The organism is Bacillus horti, assembly GCF_030813115.1.
GTDB classification, from domain to species: Bacteria; Bacillota; Bacilli; order Caldalkalibacillales; family JCM-10596; genus Bacillus_CH; species Bacillus_CH horti.
Genome location: NZ_JAUSTY010000036.1, coordinates 1 through 18583 on the forward strand (window position 1 = coordinate 1; position 18583 = coordinate 18583).

The window sequence follows — 18583 nt, forward strand, 5'->3', positions numbered from 1 at the left end:
CAACCTGCTAGGTTGCTCGCATTCCTTACGGAATTGCTTTGTCACAGGGCTTCAACCTTAGGATTTCTCCACCAGTTGCCTGTCAGCTACTAAGCAACTTGGTTCTTACTTAGATCGGACTTCCACCGACTAGCAATTAACGGCTTGCTGGGCACGCGTAGCAAAAAAAGGCTAGCCATATAGGCTAGCTTCAACTGTATCTTCCTGTATTCAGAGCACTAATTCTTGAGCCATTATATCTTATGTTAGGAAGCAAAAGCTTGTAACAAAAACACCGCCTAATTCTTACTTTTTGGGCTTCATAAACATTTGAATCATTGCTTGCATTTGCTGAGGATTAAGCTTATTATTCACTAGATAGTTTACAATTTGATCTTCCTTTTGCTTGGAAACAGGAACCCCAGCCAAGGTAGAGATTTGAGAAATTAATGCTCTAACCTTTTTTTCGTCCTTTAAGTCACCTGGATTAATTGAGTTGGCTACAGATTTTAGCTGCTGCTCTGTTACATTTGTTTTTTTATTCAGGTTATCAAAGAATCCATTATTTGACACCATGTACCCTCCTCATCTCATAATCTCAATCTATCTTATGAGACAAATGCGGAGTTGGTGAGCCTTGATTCGTATAGGGATCAATAATGAGCTTGAATTTAATAGTTCTCTAGCTCCTGCGTTCGGCCTCTGCCCATTAAGTCCTCAACGGCTTGTCTAGGGAGCTTTCCTTCAAATAGTACTTGATATATTGCCTTAGTGATAGGCATATCAACATTTTGGGATAAAGCAATCTGGTAAGCTGCTTTCGTTGTATTGACTCCCTCGACAACCATTCCCATGGAGGATAGAACCTCATCAAGTGACTGTCCTTGCCCTAGGGCATAGCCACAACGCCAATTTCTAGAGTGTTTACTCGTACACGTTGCAATTAAATCCCCAATCCCTGCTAGTCCTGCAAAAGTAAGAGGATTTGCTCCCATCTCCAGCCCAAGACGGGAAATCTCTGTTAAGCCTCTCGTCATCAATGCCGCTTTAGCGTTATCTCCGAACCCTAGACCATCATTTAGTCCAGCACCCAAGGCAATGATATTTTTAAGTGCTCCACCAATTTCAACGCCGATTACATCCGGATTTGTGTACACTCTAAAATGCTTATTAATAAATATATCCTGTACCTCTTCAGCCGTCTTAAGCACATCTGATGCTACTACTACCGTAGTAGGCAGTCGCATAGAAACCTCCTCTGCATGGCTTGGCCCTGACAATACTACAGTACCTTTACAGCTTTGGGCAGGGATCTCCTCTTGAATAATCTCTGAAATTCGTTTATGTGTTTCAATTTCAATTCCCTTAGAGGAATGAATGATAACATGTTCAGGTGTGAGGTAAGGAAGAATTTGTCGGCAAATTTGACGTATTGATTTTGTGGGTAAAACCAACAAAACGTATTTAGTATCCTGTAAAACCTCTTCTAGACTTGTGCTAGCATAAATGGATGTCGGCAACGTTCTGTCTGGAAGATACTTTTCATTTGTATGCCGATCATTAATTTCAAAGACCTGCTCTTCTCTTCTAGACCATAAGGCCACATCAAATTGATTATCTGCTAACACAATGGAAAGAGCCGTCCCCCAGCTTCCAGCACCTAATACGGCGACTTTTGGCATGCCATCTCCTCCTATCCTCTATGTTCAGCTACTTTTTTTCCTAATTTATTCTCTTGCCCTTTGAATAGCCTTACAATGTTTGTTCGGTGACGCCAATAAGATAGGAGTAAAATAGCTAATGAACCGACTACAAACTCCATAGGACGTTGTAAAAGCAGTAGACTGATAGGAAGTAATGTGACGAATGCTAATGAGCCTAAGGAAACATATCGGAAAATTACAATAAGTGCTATAGCAATAACTCCTGCATATAAGGCTGGTATAAACATTAAAGCAATCACTACACCGATCGTCGTAGCTACTCCTTTCCCACCTCTAAAGCCAAAAAATACGGGCCAATTATGCCCAATAATAGCTAGGAATCCTGCTAGCATCCAGACCCACAGACTATCTGTCAGCTGCATAGCAATCAACACGGCTACTGATCCCTTCAACGTATCAAGGATTAATACCAAGAGGGCAGGCAGCTTTCCTAGTACTCTTAATGTATTTGTAGTACCTGCATTGTTAGAGCCATGCTGCCTGATATCAATCCCTGCTATTTTTTTGGCAATCAGAAAACTAAAGCTAATCGAGCCTAAAAGATACGCAACCAAACATGCGATAAATATAGCCATTTTTATCCTCCTAATTATCTGCCGTCAGATTTTTGACGCACAAAAATCCTTAAAGGTGTTCCTTCGAAAGGGAACGCAGCTCTAATTCGATTTTGAATATATCTTTCATAGGAGAAATGCATAAGCTCTGGATCGTTCACAAACAAAATAAAGGTAGGCGGCTTTACACTGACCTGAGTCCCATAATTGATCTTCAGACGTTTTCCTTTATCTGTCGGTGGTGGTGTCATACTTACGGCATCAACAATAATATCGTTTAACACATGCGTAGGAATTCTTAGAGCATGCTGATCTGCAACATCCTTTACCTTTGGTAATAGGGTATGTACTCTTTGCTTCGTTTGGGCAGAAACAAATAAGATAGGAGCGTAATCTAAGAAGCGGAATTGATCACGAATTTCCTTCACAAATTCATTCATGGTCCGCTCATCCTTTTCTACAGCGTCCCACTTGTTAACGACAATAATAATGCCTCGGCCGGCTTCGTGAGCATAGCCAGCTATTTTTTTGTCCTGTTCAATAATGCCCTCTTCACCATTAATGGTCACAAGTACGACATCTGAACGTTCAATAGCCTTAAGCGCTCTTAAGACACTGTACTTTTCTGTTTTTTCATAGACCTTTCCTCTTTTACGCATACCTGCCGTATCAATCAGCACAAACCGCTGCCCATCACGCTGCAGGGGAGTATCAATAGCATCGCGAGTTGTACCAGCAACTGGACTCACAATGACCCTTTCCTCTCCTAATAATGCATTAATCAAAGAAGATTTACCTACGTTAGGTCGCCCAATTAAAGAGATTCTAATGACATCCTCATCATATTCCTCTTCCCCTTCATTGGGAAAATGCTTAGCAGCTTCGTCCAAGAGATCACCAAGTCCGGTACCATGGGCGCCTGAAATGGGAAAGGGCTCTCCAAACCCTAAGGAATAGAACTCGTAAATATCGTCCATAGCCTTAAGATTGTCCACTTTATTGACAGCCAAAACAACAGGCTTTTTGGATTTAAAAAGGATTTTCGATACCTCTTGATCCGCTGCTGTAATCCCTGTCTTTGCTTCAACCATAAAAATGATGACATCTGCTTCAGCAATGGCAAGCTCAGCCTGCTCACGCATCTGTACTACGATTTGATCCTGACCACCTTCAATCTCTATTCCGCCTGTATCTATTATATTAAATTGATAGGATAACCATTCCGCAGAACTGTAAATTCGGTCGCGTGTCACACCAGGTACATCTTCTACAATTGAGATTCTTTCCCCAACAATTCGATTGAATATCGTTGATTTTCCTACGTTTGGTCTACCAACAATCGCTACAGTGGGTTTCGACATCTGTACAACACACCTTTCTCTATATAAGCACATCTCTTTAATCATAAGCTTAATCTAGTTATCAAGCAACTTTAATTTGAAATTATACATGATATGGCCGCTTAAGTCTTAGTGCTTAACTAAAATAAAGGTCTGCTCATCAAGCTCATGCCCCATTGCATCAAGAATATTTTCTAAGAGAAAAATTTTATGCTGAATCTCATCATGATCCTTCACAATAAAAACAGGGGCTCCTCCCCCCTTGATGTTCTGTTCTGACGTCGTCACGATTGCTAAAATGCTCTTTTTCATCTCCATTATGAGCTTCCTCTTTTCTTACTAAGTTTCATCACATCTGATTCTGAGGGCATTCTCACTGCGTTTTCTAAAACAGGAACCTGCGAAATAACCTTCATGCCACGCTCCGTATTCTTAATCTGTGGTAAAAAAAAGACAGCAAGACGACCATCATCCCGATCACGTTTACTAATCGGAACTAATGAGGGATTACCTGAGTCTCGATATACTCCTAAGCCCACAGATAAATCATGCAAAATGGCTTGTCGTTGCCCCAAATTCGATAAGGTAACCACACTGTCCATCGATTTAGGAGTCAGAATAAATCCGAGCCCCTTCTGCATAATAATTTCTTGCGCTTCTTTAAGTCCGATGTTCATGATATGAATATCCTCAACAAATAAATCTGGTCCATCAAAGCGTAGATGACCTGATGAAATATCAGCAACCTGTTGTAGCTTTTTCCCGCTCTTAAAATATTGAGCAATAATGAGGACAACAAACCCAACCACGACACCAACCCACCAATTTACAAGCATCGTCGTTAAGCTAGTCATAAACGCTATAAAGATGACCAAGTAGTTTCTACCCTCAAAGGCCATAGCGATCCCTTCAATATAGGTACGCCCTCTGGAGACCATCTCCATGGAATCTAACTCTGTTAGCGTATTTCTTTCCATATTTCTTACTTCTCTAAACTGTTGGGCAGCCAAAGATAGAAATGTAATGGCTGTATACTCATGCTCATACAAAGCAGGTACAGCTATACTTCCTAAAGCGGCTGCAATTAATCCAAGAGCTAAATGAATAATATCACCATGGGGATATGTAGGGTATTGTCTATAATCTGTTCTTAGCATCACTAAACGTCCAGCAAAACCCATTACCACCCCTAAGACAGTGGGTAAAATATAATCCTCCATACTTGATTTCCCTCCTATTGACCATCTGAGTGTCGTGGTTTAAGCCCTTTCCCAACACGAACTACTGAGCGAAAGGCCATGCGTATCCCTTTGAGGCAAATAAGAATCAGACCATAGAGCATTGTCGTAAGAAAAAGAGCTACGATATATTGATCTCGAAATATAGCGTCCCCCAAATGCACATAATCTACGTATCTTAATAAAAATGTTTTATGCCCCAGCTCTCCAAGAAGAAATCCACCCGTTAGCATTAGCCACTGATGCTTAATATTTGTAGTAGTTAGCACCACAAACACAGACATAAACGCAGGAATAAGCAACACAGGGGGAACAAGCATTAAAATTGGGTCAAGCAAAAACATCTCATAGGCTACCGCATAAAAAACGGCTAGGAATAAAATAACAGCTACAATTTGTAGCCGAAAGGCCAGCGGATCCTTGTAAAAATAATAGAGAAACATTCCTCCTGCAATGACATACATACCTATATGTATAGATAATTTTGGGGTCACAGATAGGTAGAATGGCTGCGAAGCTAACAAAAGAAAAAGAAACAGGAGAAGAATCATTCGTTTCCTAGGGATAGGGCTTCCTTTTTTCCAAATAAAATCAAGCCATTGACTTGCAACAAGGACAATTAAGATCCAGCAGCCAATTAAAAATAAGTATCCGTCATTCATCTAAATCCCTCCTACCCCCATTATGACCGTTTCTTCTGTAATGAAACCTAAAAAAAGCAAGCTTCTCTGACATATCATCAGAAAAGCTTGCCTATTACATTTTTATTGAATCTCCTCTTGCTAAGAGAAGTCCATTATTTTAATTTCTTTAATTGATCTCCAATCATATCTCCTAAAGTAACACCCATACCACCTTGCTCATCCTGCTTATATTCCTCAGCATATTTAGATACTTCATCATCTAATAGCTCACGAATACTAAGGCTGATTCTCTTTTCAGCAGCATCTACATCTAATACTTTAGCTTCAACCTCTTGGTTCTCCTTAAGTACTTCCCCAGGAGTTCCAATATGACGGTTAGCGATTTGAGAAATGTGTACAAGACCTTCAACTCCAGGAGCAATCTCAACGAAAGCACCGAAGGAAACTAGACGCTTAACCGTCCCTTTCACAACATCTCCAGCTTTAATATCACTAATCGCTTTGTCCCAAGGGCTATCTTGAGTTTCTTTAATACTTAAGCTAATTTTGCCAGTGTCAGCGTCAACCTTAAGTACTTTAACCTGAACCTTATCTCCTTCATTCACTACCTCAGTTGGAGACTCGACACGGTTCCAAGAAAGCTCAGAGATGTGCACTAATCCATCCACATCACCAATATCAACAAACACTCCAAAGGAAGTAAGACGTTGAACAGTTCCCTCTAGTACTTCCCCTACTTGAATTTCAGAAAGACGATTTTTCTTGGATTGCTCATATTCTTCATCAAGTACAGCTTTTGCTGAAAGGATAACCTTATTCTTTTCTAGATCTAGCTCTTCAACCTTTACTTTCAGTGTTTGACCCTTGTAATCACTGAAATCCTCAACATAGTGACGAGCTACTAAGGAAGCTGGAATGAAAGCACGAACACCTACATCCGCAACCAATCCACCCTTCACCACATCAGCAATAGTCACCTCAAACGTTTCTTTTGAGTTCAGCTTTGCTTCCAAATCACCGTAAGCTTTCTCATTATCAATTCCTTTTTTGGAGAGAACGATATCCTCTTCATCCACCTTAATGACCTTAAGCTCAAGCTCATCGCCTTCAGAAATTACGTCAGCTACTTTTTCAATATGTACATTTGAAATTTCACCGATTGGTAGGATACCATCTATTTTATAACCAAAGTCGACTAAAGCATGCTTATCTTCTACTTTGGTAACTGTTGCTTTCACAACATCTCCAACTTCATAGGTTTGAACCTCAACCTCATTTTGCACTTCATCTGCCATTTTGACTTCCTCCTTCACTTCCTGTTAACTTTATCTTTTATAACTATACTATATTTCATACACTTGTGCCAACAAAAGCAATTTGTTAAACATCACCTACTCTAGCCAACGCTTCAATTTTTGTAGAGCAAAAAAAGCAAGAATAATGGCTGGTGTCACTAATGAAACGAATAAAGGAAGCGCCAGCTTCTCCTGTTGATCAAAGTAGGAGACAGTGCCTAGCCAAGCAATTAACCCCCAGAAGCCTAGGCTAAATAGGAGCAATCTAACTTGAATTCTCCTCCTATGAACAGCTATGGCTCTCATCCTGAGAAAAAGAAGATACCCAACAAATATGTTAACCAATACCAAAACCACGAAAAAGGCAACTTGCATATCTTAGCTCGCCTTTTTATATTGATTAATTAATTGCTCGATATGACCCATAATCCTGTCTGTCGCTTCTCTGGCTAGCTCTGAATTTACTTTTTCCTGCCTCAAATCACTCATATCAATAGGCTTACCAATCACTACATGTATAGGCTTGAAAAGCTTATACGGCCCCAATATTGCTGCTGGAACCACGCTGCACTCCTCCTTCAGAGCAAACAAGCCGACTCCGGTGAATGCTTTTCCTAGCTCTCCTGTTCTTGAACGAGTTCCTTCAGGAAATACACCTAATACATTACCCTCTTTGAGCAAAGCTAAACTTGTTTTTAAAACCTGTCTGTCTGCTCCTCCTCTTTTGACAGGGAATGCACCGAATGAGCGAATTAAGAAAGACAGCACGGGAATTTTAAAAAGCTCTGCTTTAGCCATGTAACGAACCTTTCGCTCAATACTAGAGCCTAATAAAGGAGGGTCAAGATTACTAATATGATTGCAGCATAACAGGGTTCCACCTTCAGCAGGAATATGCTCTCGCCCAATCACTTGATAACGGTAGAAAACACGAAAGAATACGCGAAAAAGTGACCTAAATATCGTATAAAGCATAGCCCTACTCTCCCCCAAGTTTTTGTTGCACAAGCGTGACAATCTGCTGGACAACTTGTTCGATACTTAAACCAGTAGAATCGATTTCAACAGCATCCTCAGCCTTACGCAATGGAGCCGTCTTACGCTGACTATCTATCTCATCCCGCTTTTTAATTTCCTCTTCTAACTCAGCAAGTGTAATCTGCTCTCCCTTTTGCTGAAGCTCTAAAAAACGTCTTTCAGCTCGTTCCTGAATGGAAGCCGATAAGAATATTTTAATTTCTGCCGTTGGTAGGACATGTGTACCAATATCCCTGCCATCCATGACAACTCCACGTTCCTTAGCTAATTCTCTTTGCAATCTTAGCATTTCTAAACGTACAGCCTCATGACTTGCTACAAAGGATACTTGATTCGTTACCTCCCTTTCACGAATAGGATTGGTAACATCTTCGTCATCTACATACACTTTTTGTCCATTTTCACCTGGCTCAAGCCTTATTTCACAGTTATTTAATAAAGCTACAAGCTGTTGTTCGTCATGTACATCAACCTGGACCTGCAACGCCTTCCAAGTTAAAGCTCTGTACATAGCACCTGTGTCGATATATATGTATCCAAGCTTATCAGCCATTCGCTTAGCTACTGTGCTCTTTCCAGCCCCTGCAGGACCATCAAGCGCGATATTAATTCTCTGCATCTCCTCACTCCTTATAAACACAAAAAGCAGGAATCACTTTACCTGCTCAAAACACTAAAATCATACCACATGGGTCAGATCGGTGCAATGAAGAAACGTTAGTTTTGCTTCAGGATCGCTTTTATTTCCACCTTATTATCCTGATCAAATACACCTTCATATCTTATCGCTTTGTTAGCTAGAGCCTGATTATCCTCCGAACTTAATATAAAGTACTGACAACCAAAAAGAATTAGACAAAAAGCAGTCAAAATGATCACTAGCCATCTTTCAACTTTTGCAAAATAAGGACCAAAAAATGTCAGGAATCTCTTTTGCACTAACGTATGCTGAATATCCTTTATCATGCTCAGATAACCTCCAAATCTGCCTTTAGTTTGTACAGAATTGGAGAATTAATACAAAGTATATACATCAGTTTTATGATTTTCTTAGACCTGTTTTTTCTTCATTTCTAGCTGCCGTTCATAGCAATATTTAATGATCCACTCACGGTCACGCTCCAAAATAGCGGTAAAGTGAACAGAGTATTGATGTAATAATCCACTAGTATTTGGATTAATAACCCTTACAATTTCACCCCTACCCTTTGGGTGCAAGATTTCGCCCGATTGCAAGGGCAGGGACAGCCACCAGTCTATCTGAGTATGGAGGGGAAGCTCGGGCTTGTGCTTACTTTCAAACTGTAAACCACCACCACTTAGATTTGTAGCTAAGGCTACTAACGGAGGAAATTCACCCTCTTCAGCTGCATGTACGGCTAGATCCAAATGGCATGGGACACGTAGGTAATTTCTACGCTGGATACGAACGATCGTTTCCGGATCTGGAAGGGTTATATTCACTAACGGGATTTGCTCTATCCTCCTGCCTAGGATAGTACAGTGGAAAACAAATTGAGCACCGTCTGTCGAGGGATAAGAAACCTCAATTGTTGATCCCTGTGGAAAAAATCCAAATCTCCCACCTTGCTCTGACATGGGAAGCTCGATAGAAATAGCTGTCGTAGAAATGTCTGCAATTCTTGATTTATATCTCATCTGTGTCTGATCCTCAGGAGTAGCCTGAGTAATGTACAGAAGATCTCCTATCTTTAAAGGAATTTGCACAGTATCCTCTCCTCAATGTCTTTTCCTTCAATACATGAACACATAAATTATATACTATAATCCACCCTTTTGGGACTTCAAAAAATAAAAAATGGTATGTTTTAATGCTTTCACCAAAATCAAAAAGTATATTTTTCCTAATTTATTTTATACCCTTGATACACAACAAAGTCCCTTCACCATCACTATGGTAAAGGGACTATATAATTTCTCCGCTTATTAAAGAGGTTGAGTTTGCTTCATCTTTTCTATTTTCTCTTCTTCCCCTGTTTTGGCGTTCACAAATATACGATATGTTTCATTTTCAATGGTTCCCAGAAGTTCATAACAGAGCTTGACCTCACCCATTTTCGTTTCGATCATGCTTAAATGATCCTCTTGAATCTTGAGGTTTTTATTCAGCTTTGCTTTCGCTTGCTCTAACGAAATAGAGGCTTTAGGAATTTCCTTATTCTCTTCGTGATTAATAACAAAATCCGTTGCCTGATAGCCTATGACCGCTCCGTCATCAAGAGCTACTTTAACCGTTACACTCTCCGGATAAATACGTACCCCTTCTTTTTCATACACAAAATCGAATACTCCTACGTTATCATACTGATCAGATTCTACATTCACCATGGAATCCATTCCTCTTGCACTCAAAAATTCCAATGCTTTATTATTCGCTTCATATAAGCTAAGGGAGGTTACGTCAATATCTCTATTATTAAGGAACCAAAGTATGTCTCCACCATGTCTAGCAACCTCTACATACATCGCTTGGTTATCCTCTTTCTGAAAGGTCACACTATATGAGGTGAAATCCTTACCTTCACCATTTTTACTCACGTGAACCTCTTCATAGCCTTTTGCTTTTAGAAACTCCTGAGCTTTTTGCTGTGCCTGTTGCTCGGAAATTTCCTTCCCTTTGATGATATTTTTTTCATTGTAGGCTTCGCTTTTCTTGCTATGTGTTGCTCCCATTTCGGTTTCTATATAGCCTTCTACCTGTTTATCTAGTCCTTGGAAGCCATCAACAATTGTTCGATCCATATCCTGGTTCGCAGAGGCTAAAGCTACCTCAACATCCATCCAGCGCAAATTATTATTAAGTACCTCTGATTGAACCTTTGTTAGCTCTGATCGAATTTCTTTTGCTTGTCCATGTAAAGTTTTAAGCTGGTTCCACTCCTCATCACTGAGTGGATTCCCTTCTAAGTCACGCATCCCTATATCATAGGTGAAATCTGCAATATCAGCTAAAAATTCCTCCGTTTTACCAAACGCCATCATCGTTAATGGTAGCTGCCCTACGTTATTTTGCGCAACGTAAGCGATTCTCCAAATATTCGTCATACAAGGAGCAATAAGATTTCTTGAGTTCATCGCAATTGATTTCCCAAGCTCATCCTCTAGGTTAGTAATATTGTTATTTAAATCATGGAAGGCACGCTGATAATTATTTTCGGCTTTAATTAAAATCGAGTTCTTATCCTGATGCTCTTGATAGCCCCAGTACCCGGTTCCAATCAATCCTACTGTAAGTACACCTAACAAACCAACTGAAACGATTTTACCAATCATTTTTATTCTCCTTTCTAACGTACAAAGACATGTTTACCGATGCGCTTGACTCTCTCACGAGCGTGCATCCATGCCGATGTAGCCGTATCTGGATTAAAGTAGTAAACTAAGCCTCCGGAAGGATCCCAGCCATTGATAGCATCCTCTACAGCTCTCTCAGCCGTTTCATTTGGCTCTAGATTAATTTGTCCGTCAGCAACAGCTGTAAAGGCCAATGGCTCATAAATAACTCCAGAAACCGTGTTCGGAAACCTAGAGTCTCTTACACGGTTTAGAATGACTGCTGCAACAGCAACCTGTCCTTCATAGGGCTCTCCTCTTGCCTCACCATAAACAGCGTTAGCCATAAGCCTAAGGTCACTACTGGAAAACCCTTCGGGGAGGTTAACTCCTTGCTCAGCCTGACCTACATTCTGAGAAGGTTGCTGTGGCTGTTGCGGCTGCTGAGGTTGCTGAGATGTTCCTCCTTGAGGGGAACGATTCTGTCCGGGCGGTGCAACATTTCTTTCATTCCCTGGATTTCGTTGACCTGGTGGAGCTCCATACTCCTTAGATGATCCACTAGGTCCATAATGCCTTGGTGACTTGCCTTTATTTAGCTTGGCATGCACATAGTTTTTATCAAAGTCTGTCACCTTTTCTAATTTCGCTTTCATCTGATCTCCTACTAATCCATCCACATCCAAACCGAAGTCATGCTGAAAATTACGGACGGACCAGTATGTTTCCCAGCCGTATACTCCATCAATTTTTCCCTTAAAATAGCCAATATATTGTAGGCGAGCTTGAAGCTCAACCACGTCATCCCCTGTAGCTCCGCGTTGTATGACCTGAGCACTAAAAGCATCAGCATGTATAGGACCTAAAGAAAATAGTAGAACACAACTCATGACAGAAATGGTCCATTTTTTAAAATGAGTCAGACCCTTGTCGATCATTTTTCGCAACCTCCTTAATTCATTTTCCTTTGTAAGGGTATTTTTCTACTATCACTGGCTATTTATACAATAAATTGAAAAGAAAAAAGCTTAGACAACTAAAAGACTCCCCATAAGGTAGAAGAAGACGTAGTGTTCCTCTATTCTTAAGGGAAGCCCCTTGGTAAAGTTAGATATTTTTATGCTGCTTTATGCCTGTTCAAGCTCCTCGGTCTGAATATTAAAATCCTCTACGTTATTGCACAAACATTGCTTAAAGCCTGTCTCTATCGTTCCTTTTCCACCCCTATTCCCGCGGAGAATAAATCGTTCCCCACAATTTTTGCAGGTAATGGATACTTTAAATCTTTCCTTCTTCATTCTTCCTCCTAGTATTATTGATAGTGTCCTACTAGTATGAACAGGAAATGAAGGGTTTAGTATCTGTTATACAGACATATAAGGTTTACTTTGTGCTTTTTTCACTTTATTCAGTCCATAAACCCATAGCCCAATCATAAAAGGGATCATAATCCACAGCCACCAGTCCTGACCGATTAAAAGAATGTAGTTATACGTTCCGTGTAGGAAAATAGGAATAAGCAAAGAATAAAGAAGCCAGCGTTTCCTCTTCTCAGGGTCCTTTTCGAACTTACTCTTACTCAAATAATAGCCCATAATCACTCCAAACAGGGCATGACTCGAAACAGGTAGGGCCGCTCTAATTAAGGCGTGGTAAACCCCATTAATGTATAGATAAAATATATTTTCCATTGTAGCAAAGCCTAAGCTTACCGCTACACTATACACAATCCCATCATAATATTGATCGAACTCTAAATTAGAGTACGCAACGAAGTAAATAACAAACCACTTAAAAAATTCTTCGATTAAGGAAGAATTAAAATAAGCTTGAAAAAAGACATTCAATGATAATGTTTCTTTAAATGTATATTGGACTACCATGATAGGAAATACAAGCAGTGCCCCAAAGATAAAAACCCTCAAAACAAGCCTTATAGGCTCATGATCAAAGCGGTCTTTAAGATAAAAAAAACTAAGCAATGCTAATCCCGGTGCTATAGCCGCCATAAGTATAGTCGTAGCCATGAGATTATCCTCTTTTCTAGCCTTTTATCTTCATGGTAACATGGTCTTAATGAATTGAAAATAGAAGTACTTGGAGGCAAGAATGAAAAAGACAATTTTAATTATGCATACAGGTGGAACGATTGCGATGTCAGAGGATTCTCAAACCGGTGCTGTGAAGCCAACGGATCAGAATCCGCTAGACACCTCACTTCCCATTTTAGAGCCTTATGCCAATATCGTAGTTGAACAATATGATAATATTCCTTCTCCTCATATGACGCCTCAGCGTATGTTTGAGCTTGCTAAAGCTATTGAGTTGTCTTTAAATAAAACTGATATCCATGGTCTTGTCCTCACTCATGGCACAGACACGTTAGAAGAGACCGCTTATATGCTCGATCTTCTTGTACAGTCCCATAAACCCATTATTGTTACTGGTGCGATGCGTAGTAGTAACGAATTGGGAGCAGACGGTCCTTTTAATCTGCTTCAATCCGTTCGAGTTGCGGCAAGTGATGAGGCCCAAGGCAAGGGTGTGCTAGTTGTTTTTAATGATGAGATCCACACAGCAAAAAATGTGACTAAAACCCATACCAGCAACCTAAGTACGTTTCAGTCTCCACAGTATGGACCAATTGGTATCATAACGAAGCATGTCGTTAGCTTTCATCATTTGCCAATTGGCAGAGAGTTTTTTGTCATCAAGCAGCTAACTAAACGTGTTTTGCTATTAAAGGCCTTTGCAGGGATGGAAGCAGAATGGCTGGATGCTCTTCTTGAGCGAGATCCAGATGGTCTTGTCATTGAAGCGTTTGGACAGGGAAATCTGCCTCCTTCAGTGATGCCTGCAATAAGAAAAAGTTTGGATAGAAATATTCCTATCGTCTTAGTATCACGTAGCTTCAATGGTATTGTTGAGGGTGTTTATGGATACGAGGGCGGTGGAAAACAGCTTCAGGAGCTTGGTGTCATCTTTTCAAACGGACTAAATGGTCAAAAAGCTAGAATTAAATTAATGGTTGCCCTTGAAGAGACGAATGATATCCAAAAGCTAAAAGCCTACTTTAGTCGTTAAGCTTTAGTTTGTTTCTAATTAGATGCAAGCTATTTATATATACAGATTAAAAGACTGGAGTGGTCCCGAAATTTGCTTCGTCGCAGAATGAAGTAGTAAATTAAGTGCAATAGTACACTTAATTTACTACAAACCTGACCATTTTAAGTTAACAAGTGCAAAAATACAATTAATTCTCCAAAAGTATCCCTACTTCCCTCTCACATGAGAAATCAAGTGTATTTATGCACTTAATTGACTGAGTCTACTCAGTCGAGGCAGAAATAGGTGTATTTCTGTATTTATTTCATTTTCCATGCTGTACCCTTTTTCGCTTACTCGAACTGATTATGTAATCCGAACCACTTTTAAACAAATAAAGAACCAAAGGTTGACACAATAGCATGTCAACCTTGGCTCTTTAATCTTTACTTTTGATTGGGATATACAGTGTTGTTCGAATAAGGTCTTTCTCTTGCCGATTATGAACATATTCTTCAACCGTCCAGGCATTAGGGTCGGCTTGAAAGTCAGAAGCATTTATTTCATGATATAATTTTTCATAGCTGCTATGTATGGCTTCTGGAGTGCCTTCATGAAAAATAGTTGCATACTCTGCTGCGGGAACTACTATTTCATCCATCCCTGCTGGAGTCTCTGCAAAGCTTTCTATCTCAACCCCATTCCAATAGCCATCCTCATCGTCTTGACCATTCACTTTATGTAGACCATAAAACATATTTGCATCAATAACATGATTGATCTTTGAGATCCTCTTCTCTAGCTCACTAACTGCCACTTTGATCTTCGGAGGATATTCCTCAATCGAATCAGCAATGACATGAATCCCTACAAATTTACGTTCGTTATGCTTTTGAATTTTCAACCCTGTTCCTCCTTTTTTGTTATGACCACTATACCTTCTCCTTAGAGCTTTTAATCCTTCCCTAATATTCCATATAAGTTTCAATAATCAACGCTAGACACGCTTCTTCCCATAAGACGATAGGTTGTAAATAAATTTTTAGGGGAAAATTTAAAACTTTATCTTAAATAAGGCCATCATTAAAATTTGAGGTTCACGACCCATTTAGAAAATAAAAAAGTATGCTCTCTATCAGGTGTCAGACTAATAGTTAGCATACTTTAAACTTTTGTATAATATTGCTCTTACGATGTTGCTCTAGGATTATACCCAGCCTCTGAAGCGAGACGCTTCAGCAAGCTTACGAACACCAACCATATACGCTGAAAGCCTCATATTGACTTGACGTACATGACTTGTCTGATACACGTTTTCAAATGAACGTACCATGATTTCCTCTAGCTTGCGCTCAACCTCTTCTTCAGACCAGTAATAGCCTTGATTATTTTGCACCCATTCGAAATAAGAAACGGTAACTCCTCCAGCACTGGCTAAAACGTCAGGAACTAAAAGAATGCCTCTTTCCGATAAAATCTTTGTTGCTTCCATCGTTGTTGGACCATTAGCTGCTTCAACGATTATCTGTGCTTTAATGTTATGGGCATTTTTAGCTGTGATTTGATTTTCAATGGCTGCTGGAACTAAAATATCGCAATCAAGCTCAAGGAGCTGTTCATTTGTGATCGTGTCTTTAAACAGCTTTGTTACTGTACCGAAGGAATCGCGTCGATCAAGTAAGTATTCGATGTCCAAACCATCTGGATCATGCAAAGCCCCATATGCATCAGAAATCCCAATGACATTTGCTCCCGCATCATGCATAAATTTGGCTAAGAAGCTGCCCGCATTACCAAAGCCCTGAATAACTACTCTTGCTCCTTCAAGCTCAATTCCTTTTTTCTTAGCTGCTTCCCTAATACAAATGGTAACCCCTTTAGCGGTAGCAGACTCACGTCCATGCGACCCCCCTAACACAATAGGCTTACCTGTAATAAAACCAGGGGAATCAAACTCTCTGATTCGGCTATATTCATCCATCATCCAAGCCATGATCTGAGAATTCGTGAAGACGTCAGGAGCTGGAATATCCTTAGTTGGACCAACCAACTGGCTTATTGCACGAACATATCCTCGGCTCAGGCGCTCTAATTCACGGAAGGACATTTCTCTAGGATCACAAACAATCCCACCTTTCCCTCCACCATAAGGCAAATCAACAATTCCTGATTTCAAGCTCATCCAAATTGATAGCGCTTTCACTTCTTCTTCCGTCACATTTGGATGAAATCTTATTCCACCCTTTGTTGGACCTACAGCGTCATTATGCTGGGCTCTGTACCCTGTAAATATTTTAACTGATCCATCATCCATTCGTACTGGAATACGAACCGTCAGCATCCTTAATGGTTCCTTCATTAACTCATAAACTTCTTCTGGATAACCTAATTTGTTCAGCGCTTCTTGAATAACCGCTTGCGTAGATACTAATACATTTAGATTCTCATTAGTTTGCTTAGGTTCTTCCGTTTTGTCTCCCATTGAATGTTCACCTCTAGAATAAATAAATGTACATGATTCACATCATAGTATACACCTTCGACACAGAACTGCAAGGTGTTTCTGAAAATAACTCTTAGAAAACTTTTATTTCATATAGCATGTCCTAAAAAATAGGATAAAATAAAACAAAAAACCTCGTAGACATGATCAGTTGATTAGTAGCTAAAAACTTGCATCAAAATGCTGATACCACCCAAGTAATTTCACTACTCCCTACTTTATCGTCATATGAGGTTAAAATTTGAAGTTATATTTAATTTTTCATTTGCATTATGGCTTAAAGTGCTTACATATTGTCTTTACAGCCTCTTGCTCGACAACAACAGAAGCATATTCGTCTAATATATACCGACTTGTCATGGACGGCTCTCCAAATTCGGATAATAGAGCAATCATTAGCTCATAGACCGATTCCTCTAAAGAGACATCCTCAAACAATAGATAGTAGCGATTATTATACGTATACAGCTTACCTTCTCCTTCTACGAAAGGAAGTAGCTTGTGACATACATGAATAACGTCGTCTAGCTCCTTAAAAGAAAACAATACATCATCACACTCATCTAATGTGACCTCAAGCTCATAAAATTCATCATCAAGCTGATCCTCTGTATCGTTCTCTTTATCATCTTCCTGCCTTGGGTCATATGATCCCTTGCCACGAGTAACGATGACAACCATCCCTTGAGCTGGTAAATTAAATACTTCCACAGCAACTGGACCAGAAACTTCAAAGTCCAGCTCCTGATACGCCTGATCCATCATATCATTAAAAAGTTCATGTACCTTCGGAATATCGTGCCAAATATCCTCCTTGTTAATACCACGCTCTACTAAGTCATCAAACGTTAGAAAAATTCTAATCTTATCCTGATTAAGGCGTTCAAGTCTCATTTATGACCCTCCTTCGCCAGACATTTCATAATTTTATAATATGAGATTGTATGGTTTTTGGTTCAATACTCCAAAGTAAACCTACCCTTTTTTCTCTCTCTTTAAGGAAATAGATTTCATTTATGATATTAATTTATCATAATCCTTTGTTCAAGGAAACAGAAAAGATTGTCAAACTCTGAACCATCTATTTTATCGATTTTTGTTTATTAAAAATTTAGTTAAAAATAGTAGACATTCTACAATAATTTGTGCATGCCCTAGAGAAGAATATAAATACTGTGATAGGATAGTGTAAGCAGCGATGATTATTTAGTACGGAGGACAAGAACATGATGAAGCAACACAGAGTATGGCTTATTTTTCTTTTAACACTAAGCTTATTGGGGCTTGTAGCCTGTACTTCAGCCTCTCCTTCAGAACAAGATGAGACGATCTTAGAGGAGAAGGAGACCACCATCCCTGAACAGGAAGAGGCTGTCTCTGAACCGGGCGAAGAAGGAACGGAGGATACGCCAGTGGACGAAGTAGCTACTTCACCTGAGGAAGATGATGTTGTGAATGAACCTGCGCCTAGATATGCCGTCCATCCTAGTCTATACTATATCTACGAGGTTAGTGACGAGGGGGATGAGAAAAAAGAAGGAGAAAAGCTTGCCCTTCTTACTTTTGACGACACTCCAACGGGTGAAGCTACATATGACATTCTCGATACACTTGATCGCTATGACGCTAAGGCTATCTTTTTCGTTAATGGACACTATGCTGAACGAAATGTGGACACTTTACACGAAATAAAGGATCGAGGTCATTTGATCGGAAATCATACGTGGTGGCATATCTATATTCGAAAAGAAGACCCTGAGACGGTACGGGATGAAATTGTACGGCTTAACGACTTCCTTGAACAAGAGCTAGGAGAAAGACCGACATATTTCCGTCCTCCCACTATAAAGTAATGTTTTCTCGCGTTTTCTCGCGTATTCTCCCATTTTCAACATTGACAGATTGAGAAGGAGAGTGGAGAATGTCAGG

22 protein-coding genes are annotated in these 18583 nt (G+C 39.9%); 2 read left to right on the top strand and 20 right to left on the bottom strand.

Annotation, left to right across the window (positions count from 1 at the left end; genetic code table 11):
• Nucleotides 1-285 precede the first annotated feature (285 nt).
• From J2S11_RS21900 to prsW, 17 genes are all read right to left on the bottom strand, one after another.
• Nucleotides 286-552 carry a stage VI sporulation protein F gene (locus J2S11_RS21900; RefSeq protein WP_307398288.1) on the bottom strand — a complete coding sequence of 89 codons (267 nt, stop codon included), beginning with the start codon at nt 550-552 and terminating at the stop codon, nt 286-288.
• A gap of 98 nt (nt 553-650) precedes the next feature.
• Nucleotides 651-1661 carry an NAD(P)H-dependent glycerol-3-phosphate dehydrogenase gene (locus tag J2S11_RS21905; RefSeq protein ID WP_307398290.1) on the bottom strand — a complete coding sequence of 337 codons (1011 nt, stop codon included), beginning with the start codon at nt 1659-1661 and terminating at the stop codon, nt 651-653.
• An 11-nt stretch (nt 1662-1672) separates the two neighbouring features.
• Complete coding sequence (plsY, locus tag J2S11_RS21910; RefSeq protein WP_307398292.1) at nt 1673-2278, bottom strand: glycerol-3-phosphate 1-O-acyltransferase PlsY; 606 nt, start codon at nt 2276-2278, stop codon at nt 1673-1675.
• A gap of 14 nt (nt 2279-2292) precedes the next feature.
• Complete coding sequence (gene der, locus J2S11_RS21915; RefSeq protein ID WP_307398294.1) at nt 2293-3618, bottom strand: ribosome biogenesis GTPase Der; 1326 nt, start codon at nt 3616-3618, stop codon at nt 2293-2295.
• 108 nt (nt 3619-3726) lie between these two features.
• Nucleotides 3727-3915 (bottom strand): capping complex subunit for YIEGIA, encoded by a 189-nt coding sequence (locus J2S11_RS21920; RefSeq protein WP_307398296.1) that lies wholly within the window; start codon nt 3913-3915, stop codon nt 3727-3729.
• Nucleotides 3915-4817 carry a YIEGIA family protein gene (locus J2S11_RS21925; protein ID WP_307398298.1) on the bottom strand — a complete coding sequence of 301 codons (903 nt, stop codon included), beginning with the start codon at nt 4815-4817 and terminating at the stop codon, nt 3915-3917. Before J2S11_RS21925 ends, J2S11_RS21920 begins: the two co-directional genes overlap by 1 nt.
• A 14-nt stretch (nt 4818-4831) precedes the next feature.
• Nucleotides 4832-5497, bottom strand: coding sequence for a YphA family membrane protein (locus J2S11_RS21930; RefSeq protein WP_307398300.1), 666 nt, complete (start codon nt 5495-5497; stop codon nt 4832-4834).
• Nucleotides 5498-5631: 134 nt separating this feature from the next.
• Nucleotides 5632-6774, bottom strand: coding sequence for a 30S ribosomal protein S1 (gene rpsA / locus J2S11_RS21935; protein WP_307398302.1), 1143 nt, complete (start codon nt 6772-6774; stop codon nt 5632-5634).
• 96 nt (nt 6775-6870) lie between these two features.
• Nucleotides 6871-7038 carry a hypothetical protein gene (locus J2S11_RS21940; RefSeq protein ID WP_307398304.1) on the bottom strand — a complete coding sequence of 56 codons (168 nt, stop codon included), beginning with the start codon at nt 7036-7038 and terminating at the stop codon, nt 6871-6873.
• Nucleotides 7039-7152: 114 nt separating this feature from the next.
• A complete protein-coding gene (locus tag J2S11_RS21945) occupies nt 7153-7749 on the bottom strand; it encodes a lysophospholipid acyltransferase family protein (protein WP_307398307.1) in 597 nt (198 codons plus the stop codon).
• A 4-nt stretch (nt 7750-7753) separates the two neighbouring features.
• Nucleotides 7754-8431, bottom strand: coding sequence for a (d)CMP kinase (cmk, locus tag J2S11_RS21950; protein ID WP_307398309.1), 678 nt, complete (start codon nt 8429-8431; stop codon nt 7754-7756).
• Between the two features lie 98 nt (nt 8432-8529).
• Entirely contained in the window at nt 8530-8778 is a 249-nt protein-coding gene (locus J2S11_RS21955; protein WP_307398311.1) for a hypothetical protein, read from the bottom strand.
• A gap of 84 nt (nt 8779-8862) precedes the next feature.
• Complete coding sequence (locus J2S11_RS21960; protein ID WP_307398313.1) at nt 8863-9540, bottom strand: flagellar brake protein; 678 nt, start codon at nt 9538-9540, stop codon at nt 8863-8865.
• Between the two features lie 219 nt (nt 9541-9759).
• Entirely contained in the window at nt 9760-11106 is a 1347-nt protein-coding gene (gene ypeB, locus J2S11_RS21965; protein ID WP_307398315.1) for a germination protein YpeB, read from the bottom strand.
• 14 nt (nt 11107-11120) lie between these two features.
• A complete protein-coding gene (gene sleB / locus J2S11_RS21970; protein WP_307398317.1) occupies nt 11121-12044 on the bottom strand; it encodes a spore cortex-lytic enzyme in 924 nt (307 codons plus the stop codon).
• A gap of 189 nt (nt 12045-12233) precedes the next feature.
• Nucleotides 12234-12404 carry a hypothetical protein gene (locus J2S11_RS21975; RefSeq protein WP_307398319.1) on the bottom strand — a complete coding sequence of 57 codons (171 nt, stop codon included), beginning with the start codon at nt 12402-12404 and terminating at the stop codon, nt 12234-12236.
• A gap of 66 nt (nt 12405-12470) precedes the next feature.
• A complete protein-coding gene (gene prsW, locus J2S11_RS21980) occupies nt 12471-13133 on the bottom strand; it encodes a glutamic-type intramembrane protease PrsW (protein ID WP_307398321.1) in 663 nt (220 codons plus the stop codon).
• Between the two features lie 82 nt (nt 13134-13215).
• Between prsW and J2S11_RS21985 the strand changes: the two genes are divergently transcribed.
• Nucleotides 13216-14190: an asparaginase gene (locus tag J2S11_RS21985; protein WP_307398323.1), complete on the top strand. Its 975-nt coding sequence runs from the start codon at nt 13216-13218 to the stop codon at nt 14188-14190.
• A 400-nt stretch (nt 14191-14590) separates the two neighbouring features.
• Here the strand turns inward: J2S11_RS21985 and J2S11_RS21990 are convergent, their stop codons facing one another.
• From J2S11_RS21990 to J2S11_RS22000, 3 genes are all read right to left on the bottom strand, one after another.
• Nucleotides 14591-15055 carry a GyrI-like domain-containing protein gene (locus tag J2S11_RS21990; protein ID WP_307398324.1) on the bottom strand — a complete coding sequence of 155 codons (465 nt, stop codon included), beginning with the start codon at nt 15053-15055 and terminating at the stop codon, nt 14591-14593.
• A gap of 303 nt (nt 15056-15358) precedes the next feature.
• Nucleotides 15359-16633, bottom strand: a complete 1275-nt coding sequence (locus tag J2S11_RS21995) for a Glu/Leu/Phe/Val family dehydrogenase (protein WP_307398325.1) — start codon at nt 16631-16633, stop codon at nt 15359-15361.
• A 291-nt stretch (nt 16634-16924) separates the two neighbouring features.
• Nucleotides 16925-17548, bottom strand: coding sequence for a genetic competence negative regulator (locus J2S11_RS22000; RefSeq protein WP_307398328.1), 624 nt, complete (start codon nt 17546-17548; stop codon nt 16925-16927).
• Between the two features lie 332 nt (nt 17549-17880).
• Between J2S11_RS22000 and J2S11_RS22005 the strand changes: the two genes are divergently transcribed.
• Nucleotides 17881-18507 carry a polysaccharide deacetylase family protein gene (locus J2S11_RS22005; RefSeq protein WP_307398331.1) on the top strand — a complete coding sequence of 209 codons (627 nt, stop codon included), beginning with the start codon at nt 17881-17883 and terminating at the stop codon, nt 18505-18507.
• Nucleotides 18508-18583: the final 76 nt, after the last annotated feature.

What these genes read in the sequence shown, in the direction of transcription:
- J2S11_RS21905 (WP_307398290.1), bottom strand. Translation starts at nt 1,661, where the DNA reads ATGCCAAAAGTCGCCGTATTAGGTGCTGGAAGCTGGGGGACGGCTCTT.
- plsY (WP_307398292.1), bottom strand. Translation starts at nt 2,278, where the DNA reads ATGGCTATATTTATCGCATGTTTGGTTGCGTATCTTTTAGGCTCGATT.
- der (WP_307398294.1), bottom strand. Translation starts at nt 3,618, where the DNA reads ATGTCGAAACCCACTGTAGCGATTGTTGGTAGACCAAACGTAGGAAAA.
- J2S11_RS21920 (WP_307398296.1), bottom strand. Translation starts at nt 3,915, where the DNA reads ATGGAGATGAAAAAGAGCATTTTAGCAATCGTGACGACGTCAGAACAG.
- J2S11_RS21925 (WP_307398298.1), bottom strand. Translation starts at nt 4,817, where the DNA reads ATGGAGGATTATATTTTACCCACTGTCTTAGGGGTGGTAATGGGTTTT.
- J2S11_RS21930 (WP_307398300.1), bottom strand. Translation starts at nt 5,497, where the DNA reads ATGAATGACGGATACTTATTTTTAATTGGCTGCTGGATCTTAATTGTC.
- rpsA (WP_307398302.1), bottom strand. Translation starts at nt 6,774, where the DNA reads ATGGCAGATGAAGTGCAAAATGAGGTTGAGGTTCAAACCTATGAAGTT.
- J2S11_RS21945 (WP_307398307.1), bottom strand. Translation starts at nt 7,749, where the DNA reads ATGCTTTATACGATATTTAGGTCACTTTTTCGCGTATTCTTTCGTGTT.
- cmk (WP_307398309.1), bottom strand. Translation starts at nt 8,431, where the DNA reads ATGCAGAGAATTAATATCGCGCTTGATGGTCCTGCAGGGGCTGGAAAG.
- J2S11_RS21955 (WP_307398311.1), bottom strand. Translation starts at nt 8,778, where the DNA reads ATGATAAAGGATATTCAGCATACGTTAGTGCAAAAGAGATTCCTGACA.
- ypeB (WP_307398315.1), bottom strand. Translation starts at nt 11,106, where the DNA reads ATGATTGGTAAAATCGTTTCAGTTGGTTTGTTAGGTGTACTTACAGTA.
- sleB (WP_307398317.1), bottom strand. Translation starts at nt 12,044, where the DNA reads ATGATCGACAAGGGTCTGACTCATTTTAAAAAATGGACCATTTCTGTC.
- J2S11_RS21975 (WP_307398319.1), bottom strand. Translation starts at nt 12,404, where the DNA reads ATGAAGAAGGAAAGATTTAAAGTATCCATTACCTGCAAAAATTGTGGG.
- prsW (WP_307398321.1), bottom strand. Translation starts at nt 13,133, where the DNA reads ATGGCTACGACTATACTTATGGCGGCTATAGCACCGGGATTAGCATTG.
- J2S11_RS21985 (WP_307398323.1), top strand. Translation starts at nt 13,216, where the DNA reads ATGAAAAAGACAATTTTAATTATGCATACAGGTGGAACGATTGCGATG.
- J2S11_RS21995 (WP_307398325.1), bottom strand. Translation starts at nt 16,633, where the DNA reads ATGGGAGACAAAACGGAAGAACCTAAGCAAACTAATGAGAATCTAAAT.
- J2S11_RS22000 (WP_307398328.1), bottom strand. Translation starts at nt 17,548, where the DNA reads ATGAGACTTGAACGCCTTAATCAGGATAAGATTAGAATTTTTCTAACG.
- J2S11_RS22005 (WP_307398331.1), top strand. Translation starts at nt 17,881, where the DNA reads ATGATGAAGCAACACAGAGTATGGCTTATTTTTCTTTTAACACTAAGC.